The 25,240-nt window shown below is 62.2% G+C and carries 23 protein-coding genes; 10 read left to right on the top strand and 13 right to left on the bottom strand.

Annotation, left to right across the window (positions count from 1 at the left end; genetic code table 11):
* On the bottom strand, window positions 1–1,204 hold a 1,204-nt coding region (locus tag IEY62_RS17835), incomplete at its 3' end, for a hypothetical protein (RefSeq protein WP_189020363.1).
* A gap of 407 nt (window positions 1,205–1,611) precedes the next feature.
* Complete coding sequence (locus tag IEY62_RS17840; protein ID WP_189020365.1) at window positions 1,612–2,253, bottom strand: TetR/AcrR family transcriptional regulator; 642 nt, start codon at window positions 2,251–2,253, stop codon at window positions 1,612–1,614.
* A gap of 539 nt (window positions 2,254–2,792) precedes the next feature.
* Here IEY62_RS17840 and IEY62_RS17845 point away from each other — a divergent pair.
* From IEY62_RS17845 to IEY62_RS17860, 4 genes are all read left to right on the top strand, one after another.
* Window positions 2,793–3,476, top strand: coding sequence for an ABC transporter ATP-binding protein (locus IEY62_RS17845; RefSeq protein WP_407671503.1), 684 nt, complete (start codon window positions 2,793–2,795; stop codon window positions 3,474–3,476).
* Entirely contained in the window at window positions 3,469–4,305 is an 837-nt protein-coding gene (locus tag IEY62_RS17850) for an ABC transporter permease (protein ID WP_189020370.1), read from the top strand. Before IEY62_RS17845 ends, IEY62_RS17850 begins: the two co-directional genes overlap by 8 nt.
* Before the next feature lie 77 nt (window positions 4,306–4,382).
* Window positions 4,383–5,444 (top strand): ABC transporter substrate-binding protein, encoded by a 1,062-nt coding sequence (locus IEY62_RS17855; RefSeq protein WP_189020372.1) that lies wholly within the window; start codon window positions 4,383–4,385, stop codon window positions 5,442–5,444.
* 134 nt (window positions 5,445–5,578) lie between these two features.
* On the top strand, window positions 5,579–6,973 hold the full coding sequence (locus IEY62_RS17860) for an FAD/NAD(P)-binding protein (RefSeq protein WP_189020374.1): 1,395 nt from the start codon (window positions 5,579–5,581) through the stop codon (window positions 6,971–6,973).
* An 87-nt stretch (window positions 6,974–7,060) separates the two neighbouring features.
* Here IEY62_RS17860 and IEY62_RS17865 read toward each other — a convergent pair whose 3' ends face one another.
* A complete protein-coding gene (locus tag IEY62_RS17865; RefSeq protein ID WP_189020376.1) occupies window positions 7,061–7,531 on the bottom strand; it encodes a redoxin domain-containing protein in 471 nt (156 codons plus the stop codon).
* Window positions 7,532–7,623: 92 nt separating this feature from the next.
* Between IEY62_RS17865 and IEY62_RS17870 the strand changes: the two genes are divergently transcribed.
* Window positions 7,624–8,073, top strand: coding sequence for a MarR family winged helix-turn-helix transcriptional regulator (locus tag IEY62_RS17870; RefSeq protein ID WP_189020378.1), 450 nt, complete (start codon window positions 7,624–7,626; stop codon window positions 8,071–8,073).
* Between the two features lie 51 nt (window positions 8,074–8,124).
* On the opposite strand, the gene IEY62_RS17875 is transcribed toward IEY62_RS17870, so the two are convergent.
* A complete protein-coding gene (locus IEY62_RS17875; RefSeq protein WP_189020380.1) occupies window positions 8,125–9,039 on the bottom strand; it encodes an amidohydrolase family protein in 915 nt (304 codons plus the stop codon).
* A gap of 118 nt (window positions 9,040–9,157) precedes the next feature.
* Window positions 9,158–10,138 carry a YeiH family protein gene (locus IEY62_RS17880; RefSeq protein ID WP_189020382.1) on the bottom strand — a complete coding sequence of 327 codons (981 nt, stop codon included), beginning with the start codon at window positions 10,136–10,138 and terminating at the stop codon, window positions 9,158–9,160.
* Window positions 10,139–10,208: 70 nt separating this feature from the next.
* On the opposite strand from IEY62_RS17880, the gene IEY62_RS17885 reads away from it, so the two are divergent.
* Complete coding sequence (locus tag IEY62_RS17885) at window positions 10,209–11,096, top strand: LysR family transcriptional regulator (protein WP_189020384.1); 888 nt, start codon at window positions 10,209–10,211, stop codon at window positions 11,094–11,096.
* 103 nt (window positions 11,097–11,199) lie between these two features.
* Here the strand turns inward: IEY62_RS17885 and IEY62_RS17890 are convergent, their stop codons facing one another.
* Both IEY62_RS17890 and IEY62_RS17895 read right to left on the bottom strand, forming a co-directional pair.
* The gene (locus IEY62_RS17890) at window positions 11,200–12,147 is read right to left on the bottom strand and encodes an MBL fold metallo-hydrolase (protein ID WP_189020387.1); all 948 of its coding nucleotides are present in this window, start codon (window positions 12,145–12,147) and stop codon (window positions 11,200–11,202) included.
* A 13-nt stretch (window positions 12,148–12,160) separates the two neighbouring features.
* A complete protein-coding gene (locus IEY62_RS17895; RefSeq protein ID WP_189020389.1) occupies window positions 12,161–13,132 on the bottom strand; it encodes a fumarylacetoacetate hydrolase family protein in 972 nt (323 codons plus the stop codon).
* A gap of 406 nt (window positions 13,133–13,538) precedes the next feature.
* Between IEY62_RS17895 and IEY62_RS17900 the strand changes: the two genes are divergently transcribed.
* Window positions 13,539–14,816 carry a CynX/NimT family MFS transporter gene (locus IEY62_RS17900; RefSeq protein WP_189020391.1) on the top strand — a complete coding sequence of 426 codons (1,278 nt, stop codon included), beginning with the start codon at window positions 13,539–13,541 and terminating at the stop codon, window positions 14,814–14,816.
* Between the two features lie 77 nt (window positions 14,817–14,893).
* Here the strand turns inward: IEY62_RS17900 and IEY62_RS17905 are convergent, their stop codons facing one another.
* Together IEY62_RS17905 and IEY62_RS17910 are read right to left on the bottom strand one after the other, a co-directional pair.
* A complete protein-coding gene (locus IEY62_RS17905) occupies window positions 14,894–16,186 on the bottom strand; it encodes an MFS transporter (RefSeq protein WP_189020393.1) in 1,293 nt (430 codons plus the stop codon).
* Window positions 16,187–16,210: 24 nt separating this feature from the next.
* Window positions 16,211–17,428 carry a M20 metallopeptidase family protein gene (locus tag IEY62_RS17910; protein ID WP_189020396.1) on the bottom strand — a complete coding sequence of 406 codons (1,218 nt, stop codon included), beginning with the start codon at window positions 17,426–17,428 and terminating at the stop codon, window positions 16,211–16,213.
* Window positions 17,429–17,568: 140 nt separating this feature from the next.
* On the opposite strand from IEY62_RS17910, the gene IEY62_RS17915 reads away from it, so the two are divergent.
* On the top strand, window positions 17,569–18,606 hold the full coding sequence (locus tag IEY62_RS17915) for an Lrp/AsnC family transcriptional regulator (RefSeq protein WP_189020398.1): 1,038 nt from the start codon (window positions 17,569–17,571) through the stop codon (window positions 18,604–18,606).
* On the opposite strand, the gene IEY62_RS17920 is transcribed toward IEY62_RS17915, so the two are convergent.
* On the bottom strand, window positions 18,603–19,319 hold the full coding sequence (locus IEY62_RS17920; RefSeq protein ID WP_189020400.1) for an SAM-dependent methyltransferase: 717 nt from the start codon (window positions 19,317–19,319) through the stop codon (window positions 18,603–18,605). The two genes, IEY62_RS17915 and IEY62_RS17920, sit on opposite strands and share 4 nt — an antisense overlap.
* A gap of 45 nt (window positions 19,320–19,364) precedes the next feature.
* A complete protein-coding gene (gene soxR, locus IEY62_RS17925) occupies window positions 19,365–19,820 on the bottom strand; it encodes a redox-sensitive transcriptional activator SoxR (protein WP_189020402.1) in 456 nt (151 codons plus the stop codon).
* Between the two features lie 66 nt (window positions 19,821–19,886).
* On the opposite strand from soxR, the gene IEY62_RS17930 reads away from it, so the two are divergent.
* Window positions 19,887–21,287, top strand: a complete 1,401-nt coding sequence (locus tag IEY62_RS17930) for an MFS transporter (protein WP_189020405.1) — start codon at window positions 19,887–19,889, stop codon at window positions 21,285–21,287.
* 362 nt (window positions 21,288–21,649) lie between these two features.
* Complete coding sequence (locus IEY62_RS17935) at window positions 21,650–23,368, top strand: DEAD/DEAH box helicase (protein WP_018778305.1); 1,719 nt, start codon at window positions 21,650–21,652, stop codon at window positions 23,366–23,368.
* A 141-nt stretch (window positions 23,369–23,509) separates the two neighbouring features.
* Here the strand turns inward: IEY62_RS17935 and IEY62_RS17940 are convergent, their stop codons facing one another.
* Together IEY62_RS17940 and IEY62_RS17945 are read right to left on the bottom strand one after the other, a co-directional pair.
* On the bottom strand, window positions 23,510–24,160 hold the full coding sequence (locus tag IEY62_RS17940) for an MBL fold metallo-hydrolase (RefSeq protein ID WP_189020407.1): 651 nt from the start codon (window positions 24,158–24,160) through the stop codon (window positions 23,510–23,512).
* A gap of 5 nt (window positions 24,161–24,165) precedes the next feature.
* Window positions 24,166–25,170: an aldo/keto reductase gene (locus tag IEY62_RS17945; protein ID WP_189020409.1), complete on the bottom strand. Its 1,005-nt coding sequence runs from the start codon at window positions 25,168–25,170 to the stop codon at window positions 24,166–24,168.
* Window positions 25,171–25,240: the final 70 nt, after the last annotated feature.

The raw sequence follows: 25,240 nt of genomic DNA on the forward strand, positions 1-25,240 counted from the left end.
AGGTGCCGGGGATCAGTTTCAGTGATCCTGTGGTTCCGTTGGTGCAGTCGTAGGTGACGGTGTAGTCACCGGGGAGGGTGAGGCCGCCGTCGTTGACGAGGGTCTTGGTGACGTTGAAGGAACCGACCACGGGAGGAGCGGCCTCAAAGGTGATCTGAGCCGAAGCCTTGATCGTCTGTGCTTCTACACGTGCGAAGACAGCGAACACTTGGCAGTCGGAATCGCCGTTGTGGTACCAGTTGAGGCTGTCTTCCGTGATCGGGATAACCGACGCGGAAATGTTCACCGTTCCGGCTGAAGCGCTGGTGGTGCAGAGATCTACGTCTACAGTGCTGCCCGGAGTTGCCGGGTTGTTCACGGTGAGAATTCCGCCGTTGAGGCTGGCATCCGATTCGCCGGCGCAGAGTTCGAAAGTGCCGTTGTAGGTTGTCAGCTCAATTGGTGTCTCGGCTACGTTCGTGGACAGCTTGACTTGGGACTGTTGGCCCACCGTCTGCTGCTGCGAAGCCGGAGTGATGCTGATAGCCGGGACGTACGGCTGAGCGAGGAAAGCGAACGTTTCGGCAATTTTGTCGGGGCTCAATCCGCCGTTGTCGCATGGCTTCCGCCCGTTGATGCTCATAGCGTCATAGTCCTTGACGCACCAGGCGAGGTCCTGAAGCCTGACCCGTGAGTCAGTATCCTGATCGGCAGTGACGAATGTGTTGATGGTTCCGTTGTTGTACTGGAAACCGTTCTGGACGATGTATGCGAAGACCCGACGCTGAAAGTCGGTCATGTTGGCGTTCTTCTCGGGGTGCTCGTCAAGTGGCCGACCGTCGAAGCAGGAGTGAAGAACCAAATCGGTGCAGAACATCCAAGCGCTGACGGGTCCGCCACCCACCGGTCCGCCTTCCTCCTCGGTCGCGTACCGGACTCCACACAAGGGGGGAATCACGGAAAGACCGTCTACGTCGTAACCCCGGACGTTGTAAAGCTCAACAACCAAGCCCTTGTTGTAGTTCGCCAGGTTCTCGCCCTCGACCGTGGTGTCAGGGTTGGCAACAGGTGTAGTGGTTCCTGGACAGGCGGGCGCGTCAAATGACGATGCAGCCACTGGCGGCGTGGACGCCACTGAAGGCGAGGACATGGTCAACTGTGCTGCAAACACCCCCGTTGCGAGGACGGTGCTCGCAGCTAAGGCTGCGACGATTTTTCTAAGCATGATTTCCTTCGGTTTGATGAGCTGCAACTCCAACACGGGAGTGGCACCAACAGCTGGGCCCATTTAGCTCTGCGCGGGTAGCTGGACTTCCGCTTTTGGTGCCTCTACCAAGGGCTATGTGCAATGGGCCAGGGAATCATGTCGCAAAAACTTTATTTAGTGACCTAAATCACTTGGGCGCGCATATGGCGTAAGGGTGACATAGAGGGCCGCGGGCCGAAGGAAGGCATGTTTCGGTCCCCGGGCAGGCAAGGGTGTCCCCCTTTGCGGAGTTATCGCCCGAGGCGTCCATCCCGCAGCGAGCCAAGGTGCCGGCATGGCCCCGACGAATGTCTGCCCGAAGTCGGCCTAGTCAGGGGGAGCTGCAGGAAGGAGCGGTCTATGGCTCGTAGGTATGACCGTCGATGCTAGCGGGCGGGTGCCGATTCGTCCTTCGGGGCCGCCGGGAGTGCGCCGAGCAGAATCAGATCAATGACCCGATCGAGTGCCTGTGGAAAGTCAAAATGCTCGTCCTTGTTCCGCAGCCAGCGAAACATGAGGCCTAGGTAAGCATCGCGGAGTAGATGCGCCAGGTCGCTCAGGTCCACCTCTGGCCGGAAAGCATCCTCGGCGTGAAGCTCGCGGAAAAGTTCCATCAGCTCGTCCGCCAGCCACGGCTGGTCGTCAATGGGCCCTCCGGATGAAACCCAGCCGGTCCCCATGGCCAAGGTCAGTTCGTAGCTTTCGGCGTTCAAACGACCCATGACGCGGAAATAGGCTCGCACCCGTTCGGCGATTGTCATCCCGGGTTCGGCGGGGATGGCCATCATCGCTTGTGTTGCAGACCCCCGGCGACGGCTTGCCCATTCTTTGATGAAGTCGCTTTTCGTCCGGTAGTGGTTGAACACGGTTCCTCTCGCGGTGTCGGCAAGCTCTGCGATCTCATCCATGGTGGTCTGGTTATAGCCCTGGCTCTGGAACAGCTGGATTGCAGCCTCATAGAGCCGATCACGCATATCCCGTCTGCGCCTCTCGACGCGGGGCAAGGCTGATGTGTTTGGTGCAGACACGGATCCTCCTGATTGAGCTCGAGTGTCAGATTACATCAGAGTCCTCTTCCAAAAACTCTTGGACCTATTGACACTTTCGGACTCGTGATCGATTCTATATTGGAGTTCAAAATGATGCCACTACGATGCTCCGTATTTGAAGACCCCGGATCCAAGGCTCATCAGCGCATCTGACATGAATCTCGCCCCTGCTGTGCAACGAAGCTCCGCAGGAAGTCCATCAACCCGTCGATTTAGTGGTCGAGCGGCGAGAGGTAGGCCATAGTGCCCAGAACAAGACGGCCCAATTTTTACCGGAAGTGCCCCACGTCGCCCACGGCACCTGCAAAGGCGGTGATGACGGAATGCCCGTAAAGAGCGGGGGGATCAGAAGCGGGCTTGAGCAGGCGCAAACTCCCGCCGGGACCACCCAGGGACTGCCCCTCAACGGCGCAAGCAAACAACAGGGCTCCGGAGCCGCCATATCCTTCAGCCATGTGGGCCAGTATTTTCTGCTGCGCGAAAAATCCGGCGCCCGTGCCATTGAGGCTCTTCACGATGTGAACCTCGAGATCCAGAAACACGAATTCGTGGCAATCGTGGGTCCAAGCGGGTGCGGAAAGACCACCCTGCTCAACATTGCTGCGGGCCTGGTCCAACAGCAATTTGGCGAAGCGAGAGTCAATGGTGCAGTCCCACAGGCCGGGCAAAAGAACGTTGCCTACATGTTGGCCCGTGATGCGCTTCTTCCGTGGAGGACCGCGATCCGGAACGTTGAATACGGGTTGGAACTGAACGGTGTCGCAAAGAAGGAGCGGCGCCACCGAGCCGGAGAACTCCTTGCCGCCGTGGGTTTGTCCGGCTACGAAAACGCCTATAGATCCCAGCTTTCCCATGGAATGCGTCAGCGCGTGGCTCTGGCCAGAACGTTTGCCCTCGATTCGTCGATTCTTCTGATGGACGAGCCTTTCGGTGCGCTGGACTCTCATTTGAAGATCCAGCTCGGCGAGCTTCTGCTCAGCTTGTGGGAACAGAACAAGCGCTCAGTCATGTTTGTCACGCACGATCTCCACGAAGCTATCGCCTTGGCGGATCGGGTCATCGTCATGAGACCAAAACCAGGACATATCGCCGCAGATATTCCCATTCCGCTGCCCCGGCCGCGGAACCTGAACTCCCTTCAGGTGAACTCCGAGTATCACGAGCTCTATCAGCACATTTGGAGTGTGATGGGCAATGTCTGAAAACACTATGGCGCCGGTCGCTATTGACCCGGATGCGTGGGTTAGATCCCAGCTGCGGGCCGCATCAGCCCAACGGCTCCGGCACGGATTGTCCGTGTGGGTGCTTCGCCTGGTAGTGATTGGCGGAGCCCTCTTCCTCTGGCAGTCATTGGTGAATGCCAGAGTGTTGGACCCTTTTGTTGTGAGTTCCCCTCAAGCTGTGGGCGCATTCCTGCTGGAAAACCTCGGAACCGGGAAGTTCTGGACCGACGTGCAGGCCACCGTGCTGGCAACGCTGATCGGCTTCGTCCTTGCCAGCATTGCGGGTGTGGTCGCCGCCTTTGTCCTTGCCCAGAGCAAGCACCTTCACGACGTCGTGGATCCTATTCTTACCTTCTTTAACAGCATGCCGCGTGTGGCTTTCGCACCGCTGTTCGTGGTGTGGTTCGGGCTCGGAATTACCTCCAAGATCGTCCTTGCGTTCAGCCTCTGCTTCTTCATAGTGCTCAGTGGTGCACTGGTGGGCCTGACCCAGGTCGATTCGGATTTGAACACCATTACGCGCCAGCTCGGAGCCAACCGACGGCAGCATTTCGTGAAGTTGGTGCTCCCCAACGCCTTGCCCAGCATTGCCGCCTCGCTCCGGCTGGCCCTCATCTACGGATTCCTGGCCGTGGTGGTGGGCGAAATGATCGGTTCCAGCAGTGGGCTCGGACAGCAGATCGCCTACTACTCAGGTGTGCTGCGTATGGACGCGGTGTTTGGAATTCTCCTGGTATTGGGCGTTCTGGTCTCAGCCGCGGTGGCGTTGATGCGCGCCGTCGAGAACTACTTCCTCCGGTGGCAGTAGCGGCCATTGCCGCTCAGCGCCCCTCATCATCTGCCGAACTTACGGCGGCCCACATTTTGCAACGAAAGAAGAAGAATATGCCTGGATTGAAATTCCGAGGTGGCCGCGCCGTGGCGGCCCTCAGTGCCCTGACCTTGCTGGGCACCACCTTGGCGGCTTGCGCTGGTCCAACGTCCTCAGCAGATGCGTCGGAGAAATTCAACGTGGCCGTCTATGCCGGCAACGTCGTTAGCCTCTATGCCTACATCGGTGCCAGCGAAGGGTTCTACAAGAACGAAGGACTCGACGTCACCCTGGTGGAAACCACTGCAGGGCCCCAGGCCACCGCTGCCCTGTCATCAGGGAGCATCGATGTGATGCTTAATTCGCCGGACAACGCATTGAACGCAAAACAGCAGGGATTCGACTCCATAGTCATCGCCGGAAACCTGAAAAAGCCACTCTTTCAACTCGTTGTCAAGGACAAGGCCGACTTTCCGCATATCAGCGACGGTTACCCCGCTGTCATGCAGGATGTCGTCGGCAAGAAGGTGTCAACGTACGTTCTGGGAAGCTCCATTGACCGCTTGGGCAAACTACTGCTCAATGGCGCAGGCCTCCCCACTGACTCTGCCACGTTCGTTCCGGTGGGCGGCCCCGGACAGGGTGCCACCGCGTTGGATGCCGGACAGATTGATGTCCTGATGGACGCGTTCAACCCGGCCATTGCGGCCGAGATAGCCGGGAAGGGATCTGTCCTGTTGGATTGCTCGATTGCCAGCTGCGGAAAAGCGGCGGATGCCGCCGGGGCCATGAGCCAAGCCTATTGGACCACCCAAAAGGCCTTGGATAAGAAGACGGCGGACTTCAGGGCCTTCGTCACAGCGCAGGGAAAGATCCACGCCTGGGCAACAGATCCGGCCAACTCCAAAGCTTTGCTGGCCCTCATGCAGAAATACCTGCCGGTCCCGGCCGGAGTTGACCCCAGCGGTTTCTATTCGGAACTCCAAGAGCTTATGCCTCGATACTTCAGCGTCGAGGTCAATAAGGATGCCATCAACGCAAACATGGAGGCCATGCTTGAGATGGGCGACCTGAAGAGCCCTGTGGAGACCAGCGGCATGGTGTGGTCGGAGGCGCGATTGACAACAGCTCCTTAGCCATCTGCCAATCACCCCCCATGAACAAGGGAGACCACGTGTCACCAGTTTCTTCAGAATTCCAACCTGCCAGGCCATCTGTTGTACTCGCTGAGCTCGAAGCCAGAGTGGCCAGGGAGCTTTCGCTTCTTGATATGCCGCACGCACCCTGGATTCCGCCGCAAGGCGATCCCAACAATGGCGACGTGCTGGACGCCGTCGTTATTGGGGGCGGTGTTACCGGATTGGCGGCAGCGTCCTCGCTGCTCCTGCGGGGAGTCAGCAAGCTGCTCGTCCTGGACAGAAACCCGCCAGGGGCTGAAGGTCCGTGGGCAACGTCAGCCCGCATGAAAACCCTGCGAACCGCCAAATCCGGGATGGGTCCAACTCCGGGCGTCCCCTCCCTGAGCCCAAGGGCTTGGTACGAGGCAACATACGGCGCTGAAGCGTGGGAGGACATTACGTTCTTTCCGCTCAACGACTGGGTGGAATACCTCCGCTGGTTCAAGGAGGTATTGGGCCTTCCCGTACAGAACAACGCGGATGTTGTGGACGTAGAGGCGCTCTCCAATGGCTGGCTGCGGCTTACTGCAGAGGTCGACGGCGTCACGCGCCTTGTGACTGCACGGCGGGTCATCGTGTGCACGGGTTACGGCGGATGGGGAGGGGCCAGGCTGCCGGCCGTGCTCCAGGATCTACCGAAGAAGCTGTATGCGCATTCATCGGAGAGCATCGACTTCCGGGCGTTGGAGGGGCTCAGGGTTGGCATCCTTGGTGTGGGTGCCTCTGCGATCGACAACGCCTCCACCGCCTTGGAGCATGGAGCTGCCTCCGTGGACTTCTATGTGCGCCGTCGGTCGGTTCCCACGCTGCACAGGGCCAAAGCGCTGATTAACGTCGGCTGTATTGAAGGCTTCGGATACATGGAAGGTGAAACGCGGTTTGAGTTCCTGAGACTTCTCCAGGCCGATGGTGCGCCGCCTCCTGCCCACAGCGTCCAGCGGTTGCGTGAGGCCGGTTCTCATCGGCTGCACCTTGGATCCGACATTACGGCAGTCAATGCCGATGGCGACTCGCTCACCTTGTGGGCCAACGGACAGCCGCACAGCTTGGACTTCCTTATCTCTGCAACTGGCTTTGAGGTGGACGGGCGTCGGCGTCCCGAGTGGCAGCGGTTGTTGCCCAGCATGAAGTTTGTGGGTGATGATCCGGAACTGCCGGAGCGGGCGCGTCAAGCTTTCGCCCACCATCCGGCGGTGGACCGGGACTACCGGATATTGGAAGCAGTTCCCGGTACCTGCCCCGGCCTGAGAAATGTATTTGTCCTGGCGGATGCCGCGATACCGAGCCAAGGGGTTGGCGCTGTCAGTGTCATTGGCGCCGCTGCGGTGGCCGCCCATGCGGCTACGGCTGTGATTGGCACGCTGTTTGCCGAAGACAGCGCGCTGCACCTCAACAAGATGAATGACTACTGTGAGCCCGAATACGCGGTAGATGATTGGCCGGATCCTGTTGAGTCGGCCAACCCCGCATCAACGGGGCGGGCGTAGCGCCCACGGATTCTTCTTAAAGGCCGCCTCCCTGCCAACCCGTGTTTCGGGTCGGCAGGGAGGCGCTTTTAGTGCTGGGCAGTGACCTTATGCGGCCACGGGGAGGTGTTCCGTCATGGCTGAGTACAGTTCCTGCCAGTTGTAGGCGCCCGTGGCAATCACCGCACCGCGCGTGTAACGAACCCTTCCGGTCTTGTCCGCGAGAACCACGCCCGTCTCCTGCATGGAACCGAAGAGCTTCTTGTTCAATCCGAACTCCGCGTGCGTGGAACCGGACGGTGCTGAGATGCCGATGAAGGGTGAGGCGGACTTCTTTTGCCAGCGCGCAACGGCTTCGGCTCCTTCAGGAATAGCCACCAGCACCGTGATTCCATGGGCGTCAAGTTCGGCCTTGTGTTTGGCCAGGTCCCGGACGTGGTTGACGCAGACCTGGCACGTGCTGGTTCGCATGAAGTAGATGAGGACGTTGGATTGACCCATGAAGTCGGTGAGCTTTAAGGCGCGGCCACTCGCGTCGTTGACGTCAAACGCGGGCAGCATGGTGTCGAGGGCGATCATGGAAACTCCGTTTCATTGGATGAATGTACTTAGTCAGGATACCTGACGATCAGGACTCCTTACTATACTCATGGGTGAAGTAGGCTGGAGTAATGCCAATCCCGCACGTCGCTGATCCCCTTGGTGTGATCCTTTTGCGTCTTCAACGTAGCCTCGAGCGCGAGCTGATTCAGGGGCTTCAAGCCGGAGGATATCCGGACATCCGCATGCGCCAACTCTCTGTTCTTGATGCGGTAGGGGCCGACGGCGCCAAAGCGGCAGCGCTGGCCGCGCGCTTTGACATGACCAAGCAATCCATGGGTGAGTTGATCGATGATTTGGAGCGGTCCGGCTACCTTGGCCGCGCGCAGGATCCCAGCGATCGGCGCGCGAGAATCCTGGAGCTCACCCCACGGGGGAAGGTCGCGACGGAGCAGTGCCGGCAGATTGTCCAAGCGATAGAACGGCGATACGAGTCACTGATTGGCGCGTCGCGATATCACGAGACCCGGATGTCTTTGGCTGCACTGCTCGAGCACCTGGAGGATGGTCCGGTTTCATGACAACAGAACCCCACCTTCCTGCGCGGATGGCGGGGTCCTGACGTTGCAGCGTTAGTCGATGGCGAAAACCGTTCGGGCGGTGCGTTCGAAGATCCCGGCAGCCTCGTCTTTGGTGACCTTCGCGGCTTCCACAATCCGCATCGCAGTGCTGTGCACGTCATCCGGCGCTGTCAGGTAGCGCCAGGTGTAGGACCAGTCCGTGCCGAACATGATCCGGTCCGGGCCCAAGGCGTTCAATGCGGTCCGCAGGTGGTCCGCTGACGTTCCCACGACGTCCAGGTAGACGTTGCGGTTTCGAAGCGCGACCGTCAGGCAGGAATCAAAGTAGCGCTGGATGCTGCGGCCCATCTTGGTCAGGATGATTGGAACGCCCGGATGACGGGCGGCCAGTTCATCCACCCACATCGGGTCCTGGTAGTGAAGGTTGCCGGGGAACTGCGTCCAACCCGTGGGGAGCTGGATGGGAAGGTGCCGGGGGGCCAGGACGTCCATGAGTGGCGCGAAGTCGGCGGCCACAAGGCGCGGGTCCACATGCGCAGTCAGGATCTGGGTGTTGGTCTCTCCGATGCCCGCGAAGCCCAGTTCGTTGACCGCCCGATCAGCAATGCCGGCGACATGTACGGGCACGCTGGCGTCCGGAAGCGGGGCGAGGGGATCGGGCGCCCAGGGCCACCCGGTCGCCGTCGCCAATGGCACAAAGCGGCCGGGGTGTCGTTTGGCTATGGCGCTGATGAACTCATTCGAGATTCCCACTGTGGGCTGCACCACCGCTACATCGACGCCGTTCTTGTCCATGGCCTCCAGCAGTGCTGCTGAGTTGTCCGAGGGTTCCTCCCGCTGCATGCGCTCGAATATCTCTGGGTACTTTGTTCGCCAGCTGGCGACGTCGTTGCGCGTCCGCATGACGCCGGCAAGCTCTTCAATCGCTTGAAATCCGCCCAGGTGGGTGTGGGTATCTATCAACATAGTATTCGCATCCTTGATTATACTCGGGTATAACTTTAGTCTGAACTATAGAATTTTGATTTATTCGGGTCAATGGGTGCTGATGCCGTTAGGTGCAATCACTTTGGATGCCGGCCGTTCAGAAGAGCATGGCGGTCAAGCCCAGGGAAACGGTGGCGGCAGTCGCCGTGGAGGCGGCTGACAGGCCCAGCACGCGCAACGGAACCGGGAACAAGGTCTTTAGGTGCATTCCCAAACCGAGGCCAAACATTGCTGAAGCAAGGAGGATGGTGGTGGCGAGATCCGCGATGTGTACAACGGGCTCCGGAAGAATCCGCAGTGTTGCCAGTCCTGCGGAAATTATGAAGCCTACGACGAACCACGGAATGACCGGAGGCTTCGCGCCGTCAACCGGCTGCCCGCCGTCCCGGCGTCGGGCAGCAACATACGCAGCGGCCAGGAGCGAAACCCGGCCCAGCTTCACCGTCATGGCGATTGCCACGGCAGCTGCGCCGGCAGTGGTGGCAGCAGCAACAACCTGGGCCACCTCATGAATGGAGGCGCCGGCCCACACCCCAAGTTGGGTCGAGGACAAACCCAGCAACCCGGACGCCGAAGGCAGGAGCACTATCATGGCAGTACCGAACAGAGTGACCATGGCGATGGCAACTGCCACATCCTCATTCTTTCGTCTGATGCCACCTTCGACGGCGGCAATCGCTGCGGCACCGCATATGGAGAAGCCGACGGCGATCATCGTCACCAGGCCGCGGTCCAGCCCCAGCCGGTCACCTATCAGGACTGTTGCGACGAACGTGATAGTCACGGAAGCCGCAATAATCACCAACGCCCTTGGGCCCAAAGCCACGATGTCCGCCAGGGAAAGCCGCAACCCGAGCAAGACCACGCCCAGCCGAAGCATGGTCTTGGTGACAGCCTGGTGCCCGGTGAAGATTCGAAGCCGGCCTATGGGGCTGTTGACCACAATCACTCCGAGGGCGAGCCCCACCAGCAGTGGACTCGCCAAGGGCATCCACTGGCCGAGTGCCCATGCGGCCACCCCCGCTATCGCGGGCAGCAACCATCGGACGACGACTGGGGATGAGGGGTTCTGATACATGATTCAAGCATTTACGCCGGGGATATTCCCCGGTAGACGCCAATCCAACCCCAGGACATAAGGTGAGGTTATGACCGAATTGCCCGATGTCGCATCGCTCAGATTGCTGCTGCTGATCGACGAACATGGCAGCTTGGGGGCGGCCGCCCGGGAGCTGGCCATCAGCCAACCCGCCGCAAGCGCGCGTCTTCGCACCCTTGAGGCCAGGTACGGGCTCTCGTTGGTCAGCCGCTCCACCAGGGGCTCACTCCTGACGGAAGACGGCAAGGCCGTCAGCGCCTGGGCGCGCAACGTGATGAATGAACTCAACCGGGTTCAAATCGGGCTCGGCGCACTCAGTGCGCAACGCCGTGGCGACCTCAAGATCGCGGCCAGTCTGACCATCGCAGAGTTCTTCCTGCCGCGCTGGTTGGCTGATCTCCATCGCTCCCAACCCGCAATGCACATTGGCATGCTGGTGGTGAACAGCACCGAGGTTGTGTCGATGGTCCGGGACGGTCAGGTCAAACTTGGTTTCATTGAGAGCGCCGTGAAGGTGCCAGATCTTAATTCCTGCAGGGTGGGCTCCGATCGCCTTGCGGTGGTGGTTGCACCGGATCACCCGTGGGCAGCTGCGAAGGCACCCATAGGCCGGGACGAACTTGCTGCCACGTCCTTTGTGGTTCGTGAGCCGGGAAGTGGAACCCGCGAGACCTTTGAACGGGCTTTGGGCACCACGGCGAAAGTCGTCCTTGAGGCGGGCTCCACGAATGTGATCATCGCGGCCGCGCTCAATGGCGTGGGTCCCGCCGTCGTGTCCGAAGTTGCCGTCCGGCAATCACTCGAGGGCGGGGCGCTGGTCAGTGTCCCCGTGACCCTGGACCTGCGGAGGGCGCTGCGGGCCATCTGGCGCAGGCAGGACAAGCTGCGCCCACCCATCGATGACCTCGTAGCAATCGCCGCCAAAGGACACCTGTGACCAGCTTTGACACCGCAGATCCGATGTTCAGCCTTGGACACGGCATTAACAGAAAAACGGGAAGGACGGAGCCGGATAATTCCGGCTCCGTCCCTTGCTGTGTTTAGGCGAAGCCTTCAAGGTCGGCAATGCGGCGGAAGACCTCAAGAGTGTCCACCCGCTCCAGTGTGGGATCGAGCTCGTAGTAGACGGCGAGGATGTTCTGGGCGATCCGTCCCCGTTCGTCCAGCGCGGCGAAGCGGCCCAGGTTGATGTCGCGCATCGCGTCTTCGGGTGACATTCCCTTTTCATGGCGCTGGGTTGCCTCGTCCTGGACCCAGGTGAGGTAGTCGCGTACCTGGTGAATTCCCGCAGCCTCAACCACCGGGCCGTGGCCGGGTACTACGAACTCCGGTTCGAGGGCGATCATCCGGTCGCAGGCTGTGACCCAATTGGAGATGGGGCCGGCCCAGCTGATGGGGGTGCCGCCAATGAACAGCAGATCACCGCTGTAGAGGACCCGTTCGGAGGGAACGAAGACCACGCTGTCACCTTCGGTGTGGGCGGGGCCGAGGTTGATGATCTGGACTTCGGTTCCACCGACGTCAACTGTCAGCTCGTCCACAAATGTGCGGGTGGCAACGGTCGGTTGGATGCCGGAGAAGTCGAACGGTTTAAAGATGTGCCGGGCGAACTCTCCCGAGGGGCCGTCCTGACCGAGCAATCCCCGGATCAGTTCCGGGCCGTTGGTTGCCATCTCGTCCGCGGTGGCCTGGGACGTAATGATCTCGCAGTCGGCCAGCAGCTCATTTCCAAACCAGTGATCCCCGTTAGCGTGGGAATTGACCACCGTCCGGATCGGATGTTCTTCGGTTACAGAACTCATGCCGTCGAGCATTTCGCGGGTCATCGCCACATCGAAGAGGGTGTCTACCAGCAAAGACTCGCCGGATCCGGTCACCAGCCCGGAATTGCTCCAACCCCAGGTTCCGTCGGGTACAAGCCATGCATGGCAATGCTCGGTTAAATTGTGCAGGCCCTTGGTATAGGGGATCGCAGCTTGAGGTGTCATTGTTGTCCTTCTTTCAGTAGGAGAGCTGGATACGGTTGCGGAGTATGCCTATGCCGGCCACTTCGAGCTCTATCTCGTCGCCGTTCTTGAGTCGTTTGCCGATCTCGAAGGGGCTTCCGCTGAGCACTGTTCCGCTGCCGATCACTTCGCCGGCGTAGATGGTCCGTGCGCTGGAGAGGTAGGTGATGGCGTCGGCAAAGGTGTGGTGCATTGTCGAGGTTGAGCCTCGGGACCATTCCTCGCCGTTGACGCGGGCGGTCATTGTCATGCCGTATGGCGAGCCGATCTCGTCTGCAGTGACGATGCATGGTCCCAGGGTGTTTGATCCATCGAAATCCTTGCCGCGTGCAGGTCCGATCTGGGATGCCATGACGCGGCCTTGAACGTCGCGGCAGCTCCAGTCATTGAGGATTGTGTACCCGAAGATCGCTTTTTCGGCGTCCTGGGGGGCTACATTCTTGGCGGTGGTGCCGACGACGGCTGCGAACTCGAGTTCGTAATCGAGTTGTCGGGTTTCCGGGGGAGCGATGATGAGTTCGTCTGGCCCGCTGATTGCGGTGTGATCGCTGATGTAATAGATGACTTGCTCGGCGAATACTTTAGGAAGGTCAAAGTTGCCTGTGGCGATAAGGCGTTCGTATTCGGCTTCCGGATCATCAGACTTCGCAGCAAGTGTTCGCGCCATATTGAGGAATGCTGGTTGAAGATGCTCGATAAACAAAGAGCAGTCCCGGACCCGCGGCGGGTTGGGAAGAGGCGGGCGGAGGGTGATTTCATCAAATGAATGAATTGCCTCTTTGGGGGGTGAATCAAGCAGTGACCGGGCGTCATCCAGTGCCTTTTCACCTGCCTGGATCAGGGCGAGCATGCTGGTGAAGCGCGGGTCACCGCCGGACGCCTGAGTGAAACTGACAACCGTGGAACCAGTAGTGGCGTGAGCACCAACATGGGTGGAACCCCCATGTGTGTAGGTAATGAGTTTCATAAATCCTCTTTTCGATGAGCAGTTCGCCGTTTCCCGATGCTGAACCGTAGTCCCGCTTCCAACAACATGAACTGATCATGCACGGAGGTAGTCCGCCCCGGTAGATGGCAGAGTATATGCACAACATAATGCGAAGTTATGGCCCAGCAAGTGTTAAAAGGCTGTGGCGGAGAGCGCATAAACTGTCTTAAGTCGGGCTATGCATTATGGGCTTGCGCATTTCTCCGAGGTTCCTTTAGCATGCATTCTGGCGCTAAAGAGTATCCGCATTCACACACACAAGAGATTAAGAGTCCGTCCATTTCGGGAATCTCGGCCTTCACTTAAAAAGCTCTCCGCCGGAGGCCGGGACGTGCCCAAATTTACATGTGAACAAGCTTGTCTCGCCGGTGACAGAATAGGACGTGTGACCTCCTCCAAGACGCCCGGCTACCCAGAGAAATCAGTCCTCCCCGAGATTGCGGCCGATGCAGAGATCGATGACGAACCTGCTGCCGACCCCACGCAGCTCAGGGGCAGGAGAGGCCTGGTCTACCTGGGCATCTGCCTGGTACTGATCGGGCTTAATCTCCGCACGGTCTTCTCCAGCTTCTCCGCGGTCCTTCCGGAAATAACGTCCGACGCCGGTCTGCCGGGCTGGTCGCTGGTGGTCCTCACTACTGTGCCGGTCACCTTGCTGGGTGTCTTCGCGCCGCTTGCCCCCATCCTGGCCCGCAGGTTCGGCGCGGAACGGGTGCTCCTGGGTGCCATGGCGGTCCTCACTGGGGGCCTTCTGCTCAGGCCCCTGGACGTCCCCGGAGCGGGCCATCTCCCGGGGCTTCTGGCGGGCACGGCGGCCTGTGGTGCCGCGATCGCGCTGTGCAACGTACTCCTTCCCGGCGTGGTCAAAAGGGATTTCCCGCACCGCCTTGGCCTGATGGGCGGCCTTTACACCACAGCGATCTGCGCGTCAGCGGCCCTGGGAGCTGGGTTTACGTATCCGGTCTTTACGGCAACCGGCCAGTGGACTTCGGCGCTGTGGTTCTGGGTGGTGCCTGCCGCCGTCGTGCTCTTGCTGTTCCTGCCGCTGGCTATCCGGCAGCCGTCGGTAAGGCACCAAGCCGTCCGTGGTGGCGTGAACGTATGGAAATCGGCCGTGGCGTGGCAGGTGACGCTGTTTATGGTGCTGCAAGCGATGATGTCGTTCAGCGTGTTCGCGTGGATGGCGCCGATCCTGCGCGACCGGGGCATCGACGGCGGTACGGCCGGGCTCATTGTTTCGGTGTCGATCGTGCTGCAGATGCTCGGCTCCCTGTTTGCCCCGGCCCTGGCCACGCGTTTCAAGGACCAGCGGATCATCAATATGGTGGTGGCGCTGATGACCGGTGGTGGTTTCGCGTTGACGATCTTCGGTCCCACCGAACTGATCTGGGTTTGGACGGGGTTGAACGGGTTGGGGCAGGGCTCGCTCACGGCAGTGGCCCTCACCATGATCATGGTCCGCACTCGCGACGCACACACGGCCGCGCATCTTTCGGGCATGATGCAGGGCGTTGGTTACGGGGTTGGTTCCGTCGGGACACTGATGGTGGGTCAGCTCCACCAGGCAACCGGCGGGTTCGCAGCCGCGGGAATCCTGTTCCTGGTGGTCGGTTCCCTGGCCGCGTTCTTCGGGTACCGGGCCGGTCGCGACCGCTTCGTTTAACGTTGTGAGGCCCACTCTGCATCCCAAAAAGCCTGGGACAAGCGCAGAGCGGGCCTCGCAACGATAGGTGAGGGAACCTAGACGGTCAGGTCCTTGCCCTTCGTCTCAGGGATGGAGAACGCGAACGCGATGCCCACCAGCAACAGGATCACGGCGTACACGTTGAAGAGGTAGCCCTGTCCCACGGTGCCCAGCCAGGTCTGCAGGTATGGGGCCGTTCCGCCGAAGACCGCGACGCAGATGGAGTACGGGACGCCGACGCCGATGGTGCGGATGTGGGTCGGGAACAGTTCGGCATACACGGCAGGGACGATCGCGGCGCTTCCGGCGATGAAGAACAACATCACCGACATGGACACGGCCAACTGCCACGGCGAGTCCTTCAGCAGCCACATCATGGGGAAGTGCAGCAGAGCGGCGCCGGCGGAGGAGACGATGAGCACCGGTTTGCGGCCGATGCGGTCCGACATTTTGCCCCAGAACGGCAGGGCTGCGATGAACACAACATTGGCGATCACGCCAGCCCAGAGCGCTGCGCCACGGTCCATCTTCAACGTGGTTGCTGCGTAGCTCGGAGCCACGACACCCCAGATGTAGTACACAACAGTAAGACCAACGGTGAGGCCGATGACCTGCAGGGCCTGCTTGCGGTACTTCACGATCTGCGGCCAAATGGCCACGCGCTTCTCCTGGGGAGCTTCTGCCTCGAACGCCTCGGTTTCCTTCATCTTGGCCCGCATGAACAGGGCGTAGATGCCCAGTGCGCCACCGATCAGGAACGGGATGCGCCAACCCCAGGCGCTCATGTCGCCCTTGCTCAGGACGGCGGTCAGGATGGCTCCCAGCAGCGTACCGGCCAGGATACCGGCGGTGCCGGAGGTGTAGATGAGGGTCGCCCAGAAGCCGCGGTGTTCCTTGGGTGCCATCTCGGACAGGTACGTTTGCGACGACGGCAACTCACCACCGTGGGCGAGGCCCTGGATGAGCCGGGCAACCAGCAGCATGACCGAGGCGAAAGCTCCAACAGATTCGAACGTGGGCGCAATACCGATCAGGAGGCTGCCCACAGCACCCAGGGCAACTGCCACGGTCATGGAGGTCTTGCGGCCGATCCGGTCACCGATCCAGCCGAAAACGAAACCGCCGAACGGCCGGGCGACAAACCCGACGGCGAAGATCGCCAACGTGGACAGCACTGCTGAGGTGGGGTCGGCGCTGCTGAACAACGCGCTGGCGATGAACGGCGAGAACGTGGCGTAGATGGCCCAGTCGTACCATTCAACGGCGTTGCCGATGCCGGTGCCGACCAGTGTGCGCACGTGCGACTTGTGGACCTTGACGTCCGGGGACGTTCCAACGGTGGTGGTCATGTGGTTCTCCAAGGGGTGGGGAGGCTAGTTGCCGGAGAGGGTTGCGATACGGGATACGGCGAGCTCCGCATAAAGCGCGGCACCGTCGGTGAGGACGCCGTCGTCGAACGTGGCGTACGGCGAGTGGTTGAACGGCGAAGTCGTGTGGTCGGCGCCGGGGGCAACAGCACTGAGTCCCACAAAAGTGCCGGGGACTTCAGCAAGGACGCGGGAGAAGTCTTCCGAACCGCTCAGGGGGGTGGCCATGCGGGTGTACCGGGACTCGTCGAACATCCCGGCGATGACCTTTTCAGCGGTGGTGGTCTCGTCGTCGTTGTTGATGGTGAGGGGGTATTCCTCCTGGTAGTGCACGTCGGCTTCCAACCCGTGGGCTGCGGCGATGCCGTGGAGCAGCCGGGGGACTACTTCCATCATCTTCCGGCGGGACTCTTCGGAGAAGGTCCGGATGGTGGCTTCGATGCGGGCGGTCTCGGGGATCACGTTGCGCTTGGTTCCGGCGTGGAGGACGCCGACTGTCAGCACTACGGGATCGAACATGTTGAACTGCCGGGTGACCATGACCTGAAGTGCCGTGACCATCTCCGCGGCAGCGGTGACGGGGTCCTTGGCGGAGTGCGGGGCTGAGCCGTGGCCTCCTGCGCCCAGGACAGTCACCACGAGCCCGTCCGAGGAACTGAGCATGACGCCGGGCTTGGTGACGAACTGCCCGTGCGGTTCCAGGGAAGAGAACACGTGCATTCCGTAGGCGGTGTCAGCCCGGCGGCCAGCGGCGTCCAGGACACCTTCCTTGATCATGTAGCTGGCGCCGTCGAAGCCTTCTTCACCGGGCTGGAACATGAGGATGACGTCACCGGCCAACTGGTCCCTGCGTTCGGCCAGCAGGGTGGCAGCGCCGGCGAGCATGGAGGTGTGGAGGTCGTGGCCGCAGGCGTGCATCGCGCCATCCACACGGGAGGTGTAGTCAACGCCGGTGGTCTCCTGGACAGGCAGGCCGTCCATGTCGGCCCGCAACAGCACCACGGGCTTCTCGGCCGAAGCGTGTGCCGCGCCGCCCCGCAGAACCGCGGTGACCGACGTCGTTTCCTTCCCCAAGGTGATCTCGTACGGAAGCCCGTCCAGCGCCTTGAGCACTTTTTCCTGCGTGCGGGGGAGCTGCAGGCCGATCTCCGGTTCGCGGTGGAGGTCGTGGCGGAGGTGGACGATGTCCTCCCGCAGTTCCTTGGCGTCGGCGGCGATGGTCATTGGTTCTCCTGGTCTCTAAGGCGATGTGTTCCTTATGCCATTTTGTGGTGACCTGCTTCACATACGCAGAAACAACTGTAAATATGCATCAACTACCAGGAATTTGCAGAATTCATGCGTCGTTCCTGGAGAATGTACTCATGGAAGTCAGCGAAGAAGATCTGCGCCTGATCAACGCACTGCAGATATCGCCCCGGATCAGCTGGTCCGACGCCGGCAGCGTCCTGGGCGTCCACGCCACCACGCTCGCCTCACGCTGGGATCGCCTCAGGGCAGCAGGAGCCGCCTGGACCACAGCACACCTCATGGGCGACCCCAAGGACATGTGCCTGGCCATGGTGGATATCGACTGCGAGATGCACCTCAGGCCGGACGTCACCGCATCAGTGGCCCAACTCCCCGAAGTCATCACTGTGGAGGAAGCCGCCAGCAACCGCGACCTCACACTGACGGTCATCACCCAGGACCTGGAACAGTTCAGCACCCACGTGCTGCCGCGCCTGAAGGAAGTGCGGGGGCTCACCAAGTACCACACGGCTCTCTGTACTCGGATCCACACCAGCGGCTACGCGTGGCGGCTCAACGTCCTCAGCAAGGCCGAACAACAAGCGCTCCGGGCGCTCGCGGGCCCGGAATCCGCCAACCCCTCCGCGCCCGACACCGTAGTGGCCCCACTTCCCGAAACGCACCTGGCGCTCATCCCGTTCCTCGCCCGGGACGGCCGCGTCACCGCGGCTGAGATCGCCCGGGCGCTGAACCGCAACCCGGCCACCGTCCAGCGTCAACTGGGCCGGGTGCTGGCCAGCCGGATGCTGTCCTTCCGCTGCGAAATAGCCCAGCAGTTCTCGGGCTTCCCCATCACCGTCCAATGGTTCGCGAATGTCCCGGCGGGCCAGCATGAGGCCGCGGCAACCGAACTCAGGGCCATCCGCAACATCCGCTTCTCCGCATCCACCACAGGGCGCACCAACTTCACCATGATCATGTGGCTGCGTTCCCTGGCCGACGTCATGGAAATGGAGCTCACCATCCAGCAACGGATTCCTGGCATCGAACTGGTGGAAAGCGTGGTGATGCTCAATACCGCGAAACGGGTGGGATGGATGCTGAATCCGGACTCGACCGCCACGGGAGTCGTGGTGCCGCCGTACGGCGAGTTGTTGCCCGAGGGCATCTAGGCGTGTTTCGTCGCCCTCAGGACGGTGTCCAGTGTGGTGCCGGACTCGCCACTGGGACCTGAAACGGTTCGTCCCCTGTCCGTCAGGACGTTCACGGACCACGGCTCACTATCCAGCCGCAGGGCCCCTGCCAGTTGCTCTGATGTGAAGAAGAGGTCTGTCTCATGGTGGTGCCGGCTCCAGGAGGGCAGGCCATGCGGGTGATGCCCCACCACCAGCAGCGTCCCGCCGGGCGCCACGGCTGCGGCCGCAGAAGTGACCGAATCACGCCACGGCAGGAGTGGCGAGTGAAGGAACTGTGCTGAGACAAGGTCGAACTCCGGCTGCGGCTGCCATTCGGTGAGATCCTGCTGCTGCCAGGTGATCCGGTCAGCGACACCCGCCTCTTCGGCGTGCTCAGCTGCGCGTTCAAGCGCGACGGCGGAAACGTCCAACGCGGTGACAGTCCAGCCCTGCTTCGCGAGCCAGATGGCGTCACCGCCCTCACCGCAGCCCAAATCCAGGGCCTTGCCGGGCTTCAGGTCCTTGGCCTCGGCTACCAGTTGCGGGTTTGGATCCCCGCTCCAGATCTTCGCCCGCTCCCGGTACATTCCGTCCCACATGTCCACGGCGTTGTCCGCATCTTTGTGCAGGTTCAGTCCGCCCTGCTGGACGCCTTCGTGCTGGTGGCCGTGCTCGTGGTGGGTGCCGGCGTCGTGTGTTTGTTCAGTCATGACTCAAGCGTGCCGTGACGCGCTGCCGGAAGGCAATGGCTGTTGCTATTTCGGCAAAGTCCAGCGCTGCGCCCCCGCCCCGGAAGCGCCGAGTTCGTCCGAAGGGTTCTGCAGTGTGCACGATTTCAAGCTCAAGCAGCCGCAGCCGATGCAACCATCAAGGTCATTGCGCAGGTGCTGCAAAGCCGCGATCCGCTGGTCCAACTCCTCGCGCCAACGCAACGACAACCTGCTCCAGTCCCGCTTTGTGGGCGTGCGGCCTTCCGGCAACGAATCCAGGGCCTCCCGGATGTCCTTGAGCGGCAAACCCACCCGCTGCGAGGTTTTGATGAACGCGACGCGCCGGAGGGTGTCGCGCCTGTATCGCCGCTGGTTGCCGGCTGTCCGCTCCGCTTCGATGAGCCCGTTGCGTTCGTAGAAGTGCAGGGCCGACGGCGAAACTCCACTGCGCTCGGAGAGCTCACCAATGGTCAGTGGCCGGTGGGCGGGGGCGGTGGGCATGAACTGCTTCCGGTTGGGGCGTGCTGGATTGACCTCAACATTAGTTGAGGTTCTAGGCTGGCGTCCATGACCTCTGACACCTCAACGGCCGGGATTCTGGGCCGCCCATACCTCCTTGCCACCGTGGGGGCCTGCGCTCTGGTATTCCTCAGCGCTTTCGAGTCCCTCGCAGTGACAACCATCATGCCGCTGGTGAGCCGGGACCTGGACGGAGCCAGCCTTTACGCGCTGGCATTCGCCGGACCCTTGGCCACGGGCGTGATGGGCATGGTGGCGGCGGGCAACTGGTCCGACAGACGGGGTCCGGCTGCGCCCCTGTACTCCTCCGTGGCGCTGTTCGTGGCAGGACTGCTGATCGCAGGCATGGCCGGAAGCATGGAAATCCTGGTGTTGGGCCGGCTGGTGCAGGGCTTGGGCGGCGGCGCGATGACCGTGGCTCTCTATGTGCTGGTGGCCCGCGTGTACCCGCCGGAGCTGCATCCCAAGATCTTTGCCGCTTTCGCCGCGTCCTGGGTGGTTCCATCCCTGGTGGGTCCGTTCGCCGCAGGTGTCGTGGCCCAGTTGAGCAGCTGGCACTGGGTGTTCCTTGGGGTTGTGGGGCTGGTTGTTCCCGCGCTGCTGATGGTTGTCCCGGCCGTGCGGGGGATGGATTCCGAGCCTGCGGCAGAAACGGTTCCGTGGGCATTCGGGCGCATGGGGTGGGCGGCGCTCGCGGCCATCGCGGTCCTCGGACTGAACCTGTCTGCGGAGGTGCCCGGCGTGGGCGGGGTGATTGCCGTCGTCGCGCTTGTCCTTGCCTTGGTGGCTGTCCGCCCGCTGGTGCCGCGCGGAACTCTGACGGCGCGGCGGGGGCTTCCCAGCGTGATCCTGGTCCGCGGCCTGGCATCAGCGGCATTCTTCGGGGCCGAGGTCTACCTGCCGTATCTGCTGACGGAACGCTACTCGTTTACGCCCACGTTCGCCGGGCTGACCCTCACCGGCGCGGCACTGGCGTGGGCCGGGGCCTCGGCGATTCAGGGGCGGTTGGGGACCCGCTTGGCTGACGACCTCGCCATCAGGATCGGGGCCTCACTGGTGTTGGTGGCCATTGTCCTGACCCTGGTGACCGCGACGTTTGCACTGTCCCCGGCCGTTGCCATCGCCGGGTGGATCCTTGCCGGCGGCGGCATGGGGCTCATGTACCCGCGCCTGTCCGTCATGACGTTGGCGTTGTCCACCGAGGAGAACCAGGGCTTCAACAGCGCTGCCATGTCGATTTCGGACTCCCTGGGCGGCGCGCTGTCCCTCGCCGCGACGGGACTGGTCTTCGCGGCATTTACGACGACGAACCCGTTTGCGGCGGTCTTCGCACTCACGGCGATCATCGCCGTCGTCGGGGTTGCCATGGCGCCGAGGGTCGCCGCCCGTGCGGCCGCAACCAAGTCCGGGCGCGCGGAACCGGAGCTCTCGCTCACCCAACCCAACTGACTCGTTGTGGGGCCCGCTTTGCAGGGTATTGTCGCCCGGAAGGGCGCAGATCGGGCCTCGCAACGCAGGGTGGGACGGCGGCCTGACCAGCCCCGATGCGGGCCCGCAGGAGAAACACTGCTAAGCTGGGAACACTTGATGTGCGGTGACGCCCTGAAGCAGGTGGCCTGAAAGGCTGCGCGGCGGGGCATTTTTCATGTGAGAGGCACATCCTGCGTCGATGAACGCGTTCTATTTGGTCCCGGCCACCGCTGTTGCAGCGAACCGGTAGACCACCTGACTTTTCCTCGGCGAACCCCTGGCCCAACCGGCGTCGGGGGCCGATGTCCGCAACTGGACACCGCCCGAAAGACATGAAGTTTATGACTACTTTTGCTGCCCTTGGCACGCCCAAGGCCATTGCTGATTCCCTCGCCGCAGATGGCATCGAAGAGGCATTCCCCATCCAGGTGAAGACCCTCCCGGACACCCTCGCAGGCCGCGACGTCCTGGGCCGCGGCCGCACCGGCTCCGGCAAGACCATCGCTTTCGCCATCCCGCTGGTGGCCCGCTTGGCCGAGCGCGAAGCCAAGCACTTCCGCAAGCCGGGCCGCCCCATGGGCCTGGTCCTTGCACCGACACGTGAACTGGCCACCCAGATCAACGCCACCATCGAACCGTTGGCCAAGGCCATGGGCCTGAACACCACGGTCATCTACGGCGGCATCTCCCAGGCACGCCAGGAAAAGGCGCTTCGCGCCGGCGTCGACATCGTCATCGCCTGCCCGGGCCGCCTCGAAGACCTGATCCGCCAGCGCATCCTGACCCTCGAAGCTGTTGAGGTCACCGTGCTGGACGAGGCCGACCACATGGCAGACCTCGGCTTCCTCCCGGTGGTCAAGAAGCTCATGGACATGACCCCCACCCAGGGTCAGCGCCTGCTCTTCTCCGCGACGTTGGACAACGGTGTTGACAAGCTGGTCAACCGTTACCTCTCCAACCCGCTGACGCACTCCGTGGACGATCCCCAGGCCGCGGTCACCACCATGGAACACCACGTCCTGGTGGTCAACGACCAGACAGTCAAGAAGCAGCTCATCGTTGAACTGGCCTCCGGCGCCGGCCGCCGCGTCCTCTTCATGCGGACCAAGCACCACGCCCGCAAGCTTGCCAAGACCCTCACCGACGCCGGCATCCCGGCCGTCGACCTTCACGGCAACCTGTCGCAGAACGCCCGCGACCGCAACCTTGCCGAGTTTTCCAACGGTGACGTCCGCGTCCTGGTGGCTACCGACGTCGCAGCCCGCGGCGTGCACGTTGACGACGTCGAACTCGTCATCCACGTGGACCCGCCCACAGAGCACAAGGCATACCTGCACCGCTCCGGCCGTACGGCCCGTGCAGGTTCCGACGGCACCGTGGTCACTCTGACGCTCCCCGAGCAGCAGAGCGACGTCAAGAAGCTCATGAAGGCCGCCGGCGTCGACGTTTCGTTCGAGCGCGTCACGGCCAACTCCCCATTGGTTGCTGACCTGGTGGGCGAGATCGCCGACAAGGTTGACCCCCGCACCCGTGCAGCCCTCCTCGCGGCGAAAGCTCCGCAGGGTGGCGGCACGTCCACCGGCGCCAACGCACAGCGCAAGCGTGCACGCCGTTCCACCCAGGCTGCACCCACAGCCGGTGGCCGCGGTGGTCGGAACGGACGCGGCAAGGTCGCGGCTGAGCCGGTTCGCACCGACGTCAACCGCGCCGAGCGTCGTGCAGCAATGAACGACGACGTCGCCCGCAGCTCACGCGGCCGCGGCAAGTCGGGTGCCACCCACCGCAACGACGTTCCCGGCTCGCAGGGCCAGGGCGGCCGCAGCGGTCGTCCGGCTACCGGCCAGCGCGCAGCTTCGGCTCCGCGCACGGCATCCACCACCTCGACGCGCACCGGCGGGAACAAGGCCGTATGGTCTTCAGCTACGGGCGCGACGTCCGGCGGATCCTACGGTTCGGGTTCCGGCAACTCCGGTCGCGGTGGCTCCGGCGCAGGCCGTCCGGCACGCAGCGGCCCCCGTCGCGCGTCGGCTCCGGCCTCGAACGAGCGTCGCGGCCGCTAACCTCCCGTTGTGAGGCCCGCTCTGCGCGCTATTCCTTGGGTTTAGGACGCAGAGCAGGCCCCGCAACTCCAAGCCGTATCGTTGTGAGGCCCGTTTTGCGCGCTATTCCTTGGGTTTAGGACGCAGAGCAGGCCCCGCAAGTCACCAGCCTCGGGCGCGCCACTCCTCAAGGTGCGGCCGCTCGGCACCGAGGGTTGTGGGCAATCCATGGCCCGGGTGCACCAGGGTTTCGTCCGGATAAGCGTCGAACAGTCGTTCCGACACGTCGTTCAACAGAGAAGTGAAGCGTGCAGGATCGTTCTGTGTGTTGCCGACGCCGCCCGGAAACAACGAGTCGCCACTGAAAATGTGGGCAGGCCCGTCCGGATCCTGGTACACGAACGCGATCGAACCCGGGGTGTGTCCACGAAGGTGGACCGCCGTGAGCTCGATGTCGTCGAACCGCTCAACGTCGCCGTGACCAAGCCGGACATCCACCGGAACCGGCAACGCATCGGCGTCGTCCGCTCCTGCTGAGGTGGTGGCCCCGGCGACCTCTACCAGCTCCGCCAGCGCACGGACGTGGTCCCAGTGCTGGTGGGTGGTGGCGATCCTGACCAACTTGGTGGGTTCCGGCGAGTCAACGGAACTCTCGTCCAGCAGCTGCTGAATGGCCGGAAGGTCGTCGGCGGCGTCGATCAGCACTTGCGCACCGGTGGACTTTGAAGTCAACAGGTACACGTTGTTGTTCATCTCGCTGACCGAAATGCTGCGGATGGTGACGTCACGGAGTGAGTGAATAAGCGAATCCATGCGAATCAGCCTACGTTGTTGGCTTCGCGGCCCTGCGAGACCCAGTTGGGGTCTGCGGAGCGTGAACCCACGACGGCGTTCGCGGCTTGGTCGAGTACCTCAAGTTGTGCTGTCCCCAGTTGCAGGGACAGTGCCCCCAGGTTCTCGTCGATCCGGTGCGTTTTGCGCGTGCCGGGGATGGGAACCACAGAAATCCCGAGGCGCTGACCTTGGGTGAACAGCCAAGCCAGGGCTACCTGGGCAGGAGTTGCATCCAGCCCGCTGGCTACCTCGCGAACTGCGGCCACGACGGCCTGGTTTGCATCAAGTGCCTCGTCGCCAAAACGGGGGATCTTATGGCGGAAGTCGTTCTCGCCAAGGTCGCCCGCGCTAACGGTTCCTGTGAGGAATCCGCGGCCCAGCGGAGAATACGGCACAAACCCAACGCCAAGCTCCTTGGCTGCAGGAACAACGTTGAGCTCAACATCCCTGCTCCAGATTGACCATTCACTCTGGACCGCGGCAATGGGATGGACGGCGTTGGCCTGCCTGAGCTCCTCGGCTGTCACTTCGGACAGTCCGAGGTGCCGGACCTTGCCCTCACGGACCAGCTCCGCCATGGCCTCCACGGTTTCCACTATCGGAACGCGGAGGTCACGGCGGTGCAGGTAGTAGAGGTCAATCACGTCAGTGTCCAAGCGGCGGAGGCTCGCTTCCGCTGCTTGCCTGACGTAGGGCGCATCCCCGCGGACTCCCGTGTACCCGTCCGCGGGGTTGCCCTCAATTCCAAACTTCGTGGCCACCTGGATCCCGTCGCGGCGCTCTTTCAGGAGCCTGCCCACGAGTTCCTCGTTGCTGCCCGCGCCGTAAACATCCGCTGTGTCGATGAAAGTGATGCCCGCGTCCACGGCATGCCTCAGTGTTTGCAGGCCTTCCTCCGGATCGATTCCGCCGTAAACCGGGGTGAGTGCCATTCCACCGAAACCGAGTGGGCTGACAGTGAGGCCATCTCCGAGTTGAACTGCAGTCATGAACTTCTCCAATGCGCGTTTGGGTGCTCTTGAAGGCGTGAACCCGCTGTTGTCGGCGGGTATTCCCGGG

This window comes from Paenarthrobacter histidinolovorans (assembly GCF_014647595.1).
Lineage (GTDB): Bacteria > Actinomycetota > Actinomycetes > Actinomycetales > Micrococcaceae > Arthrobacter > Arthrobacter histidinolovorans.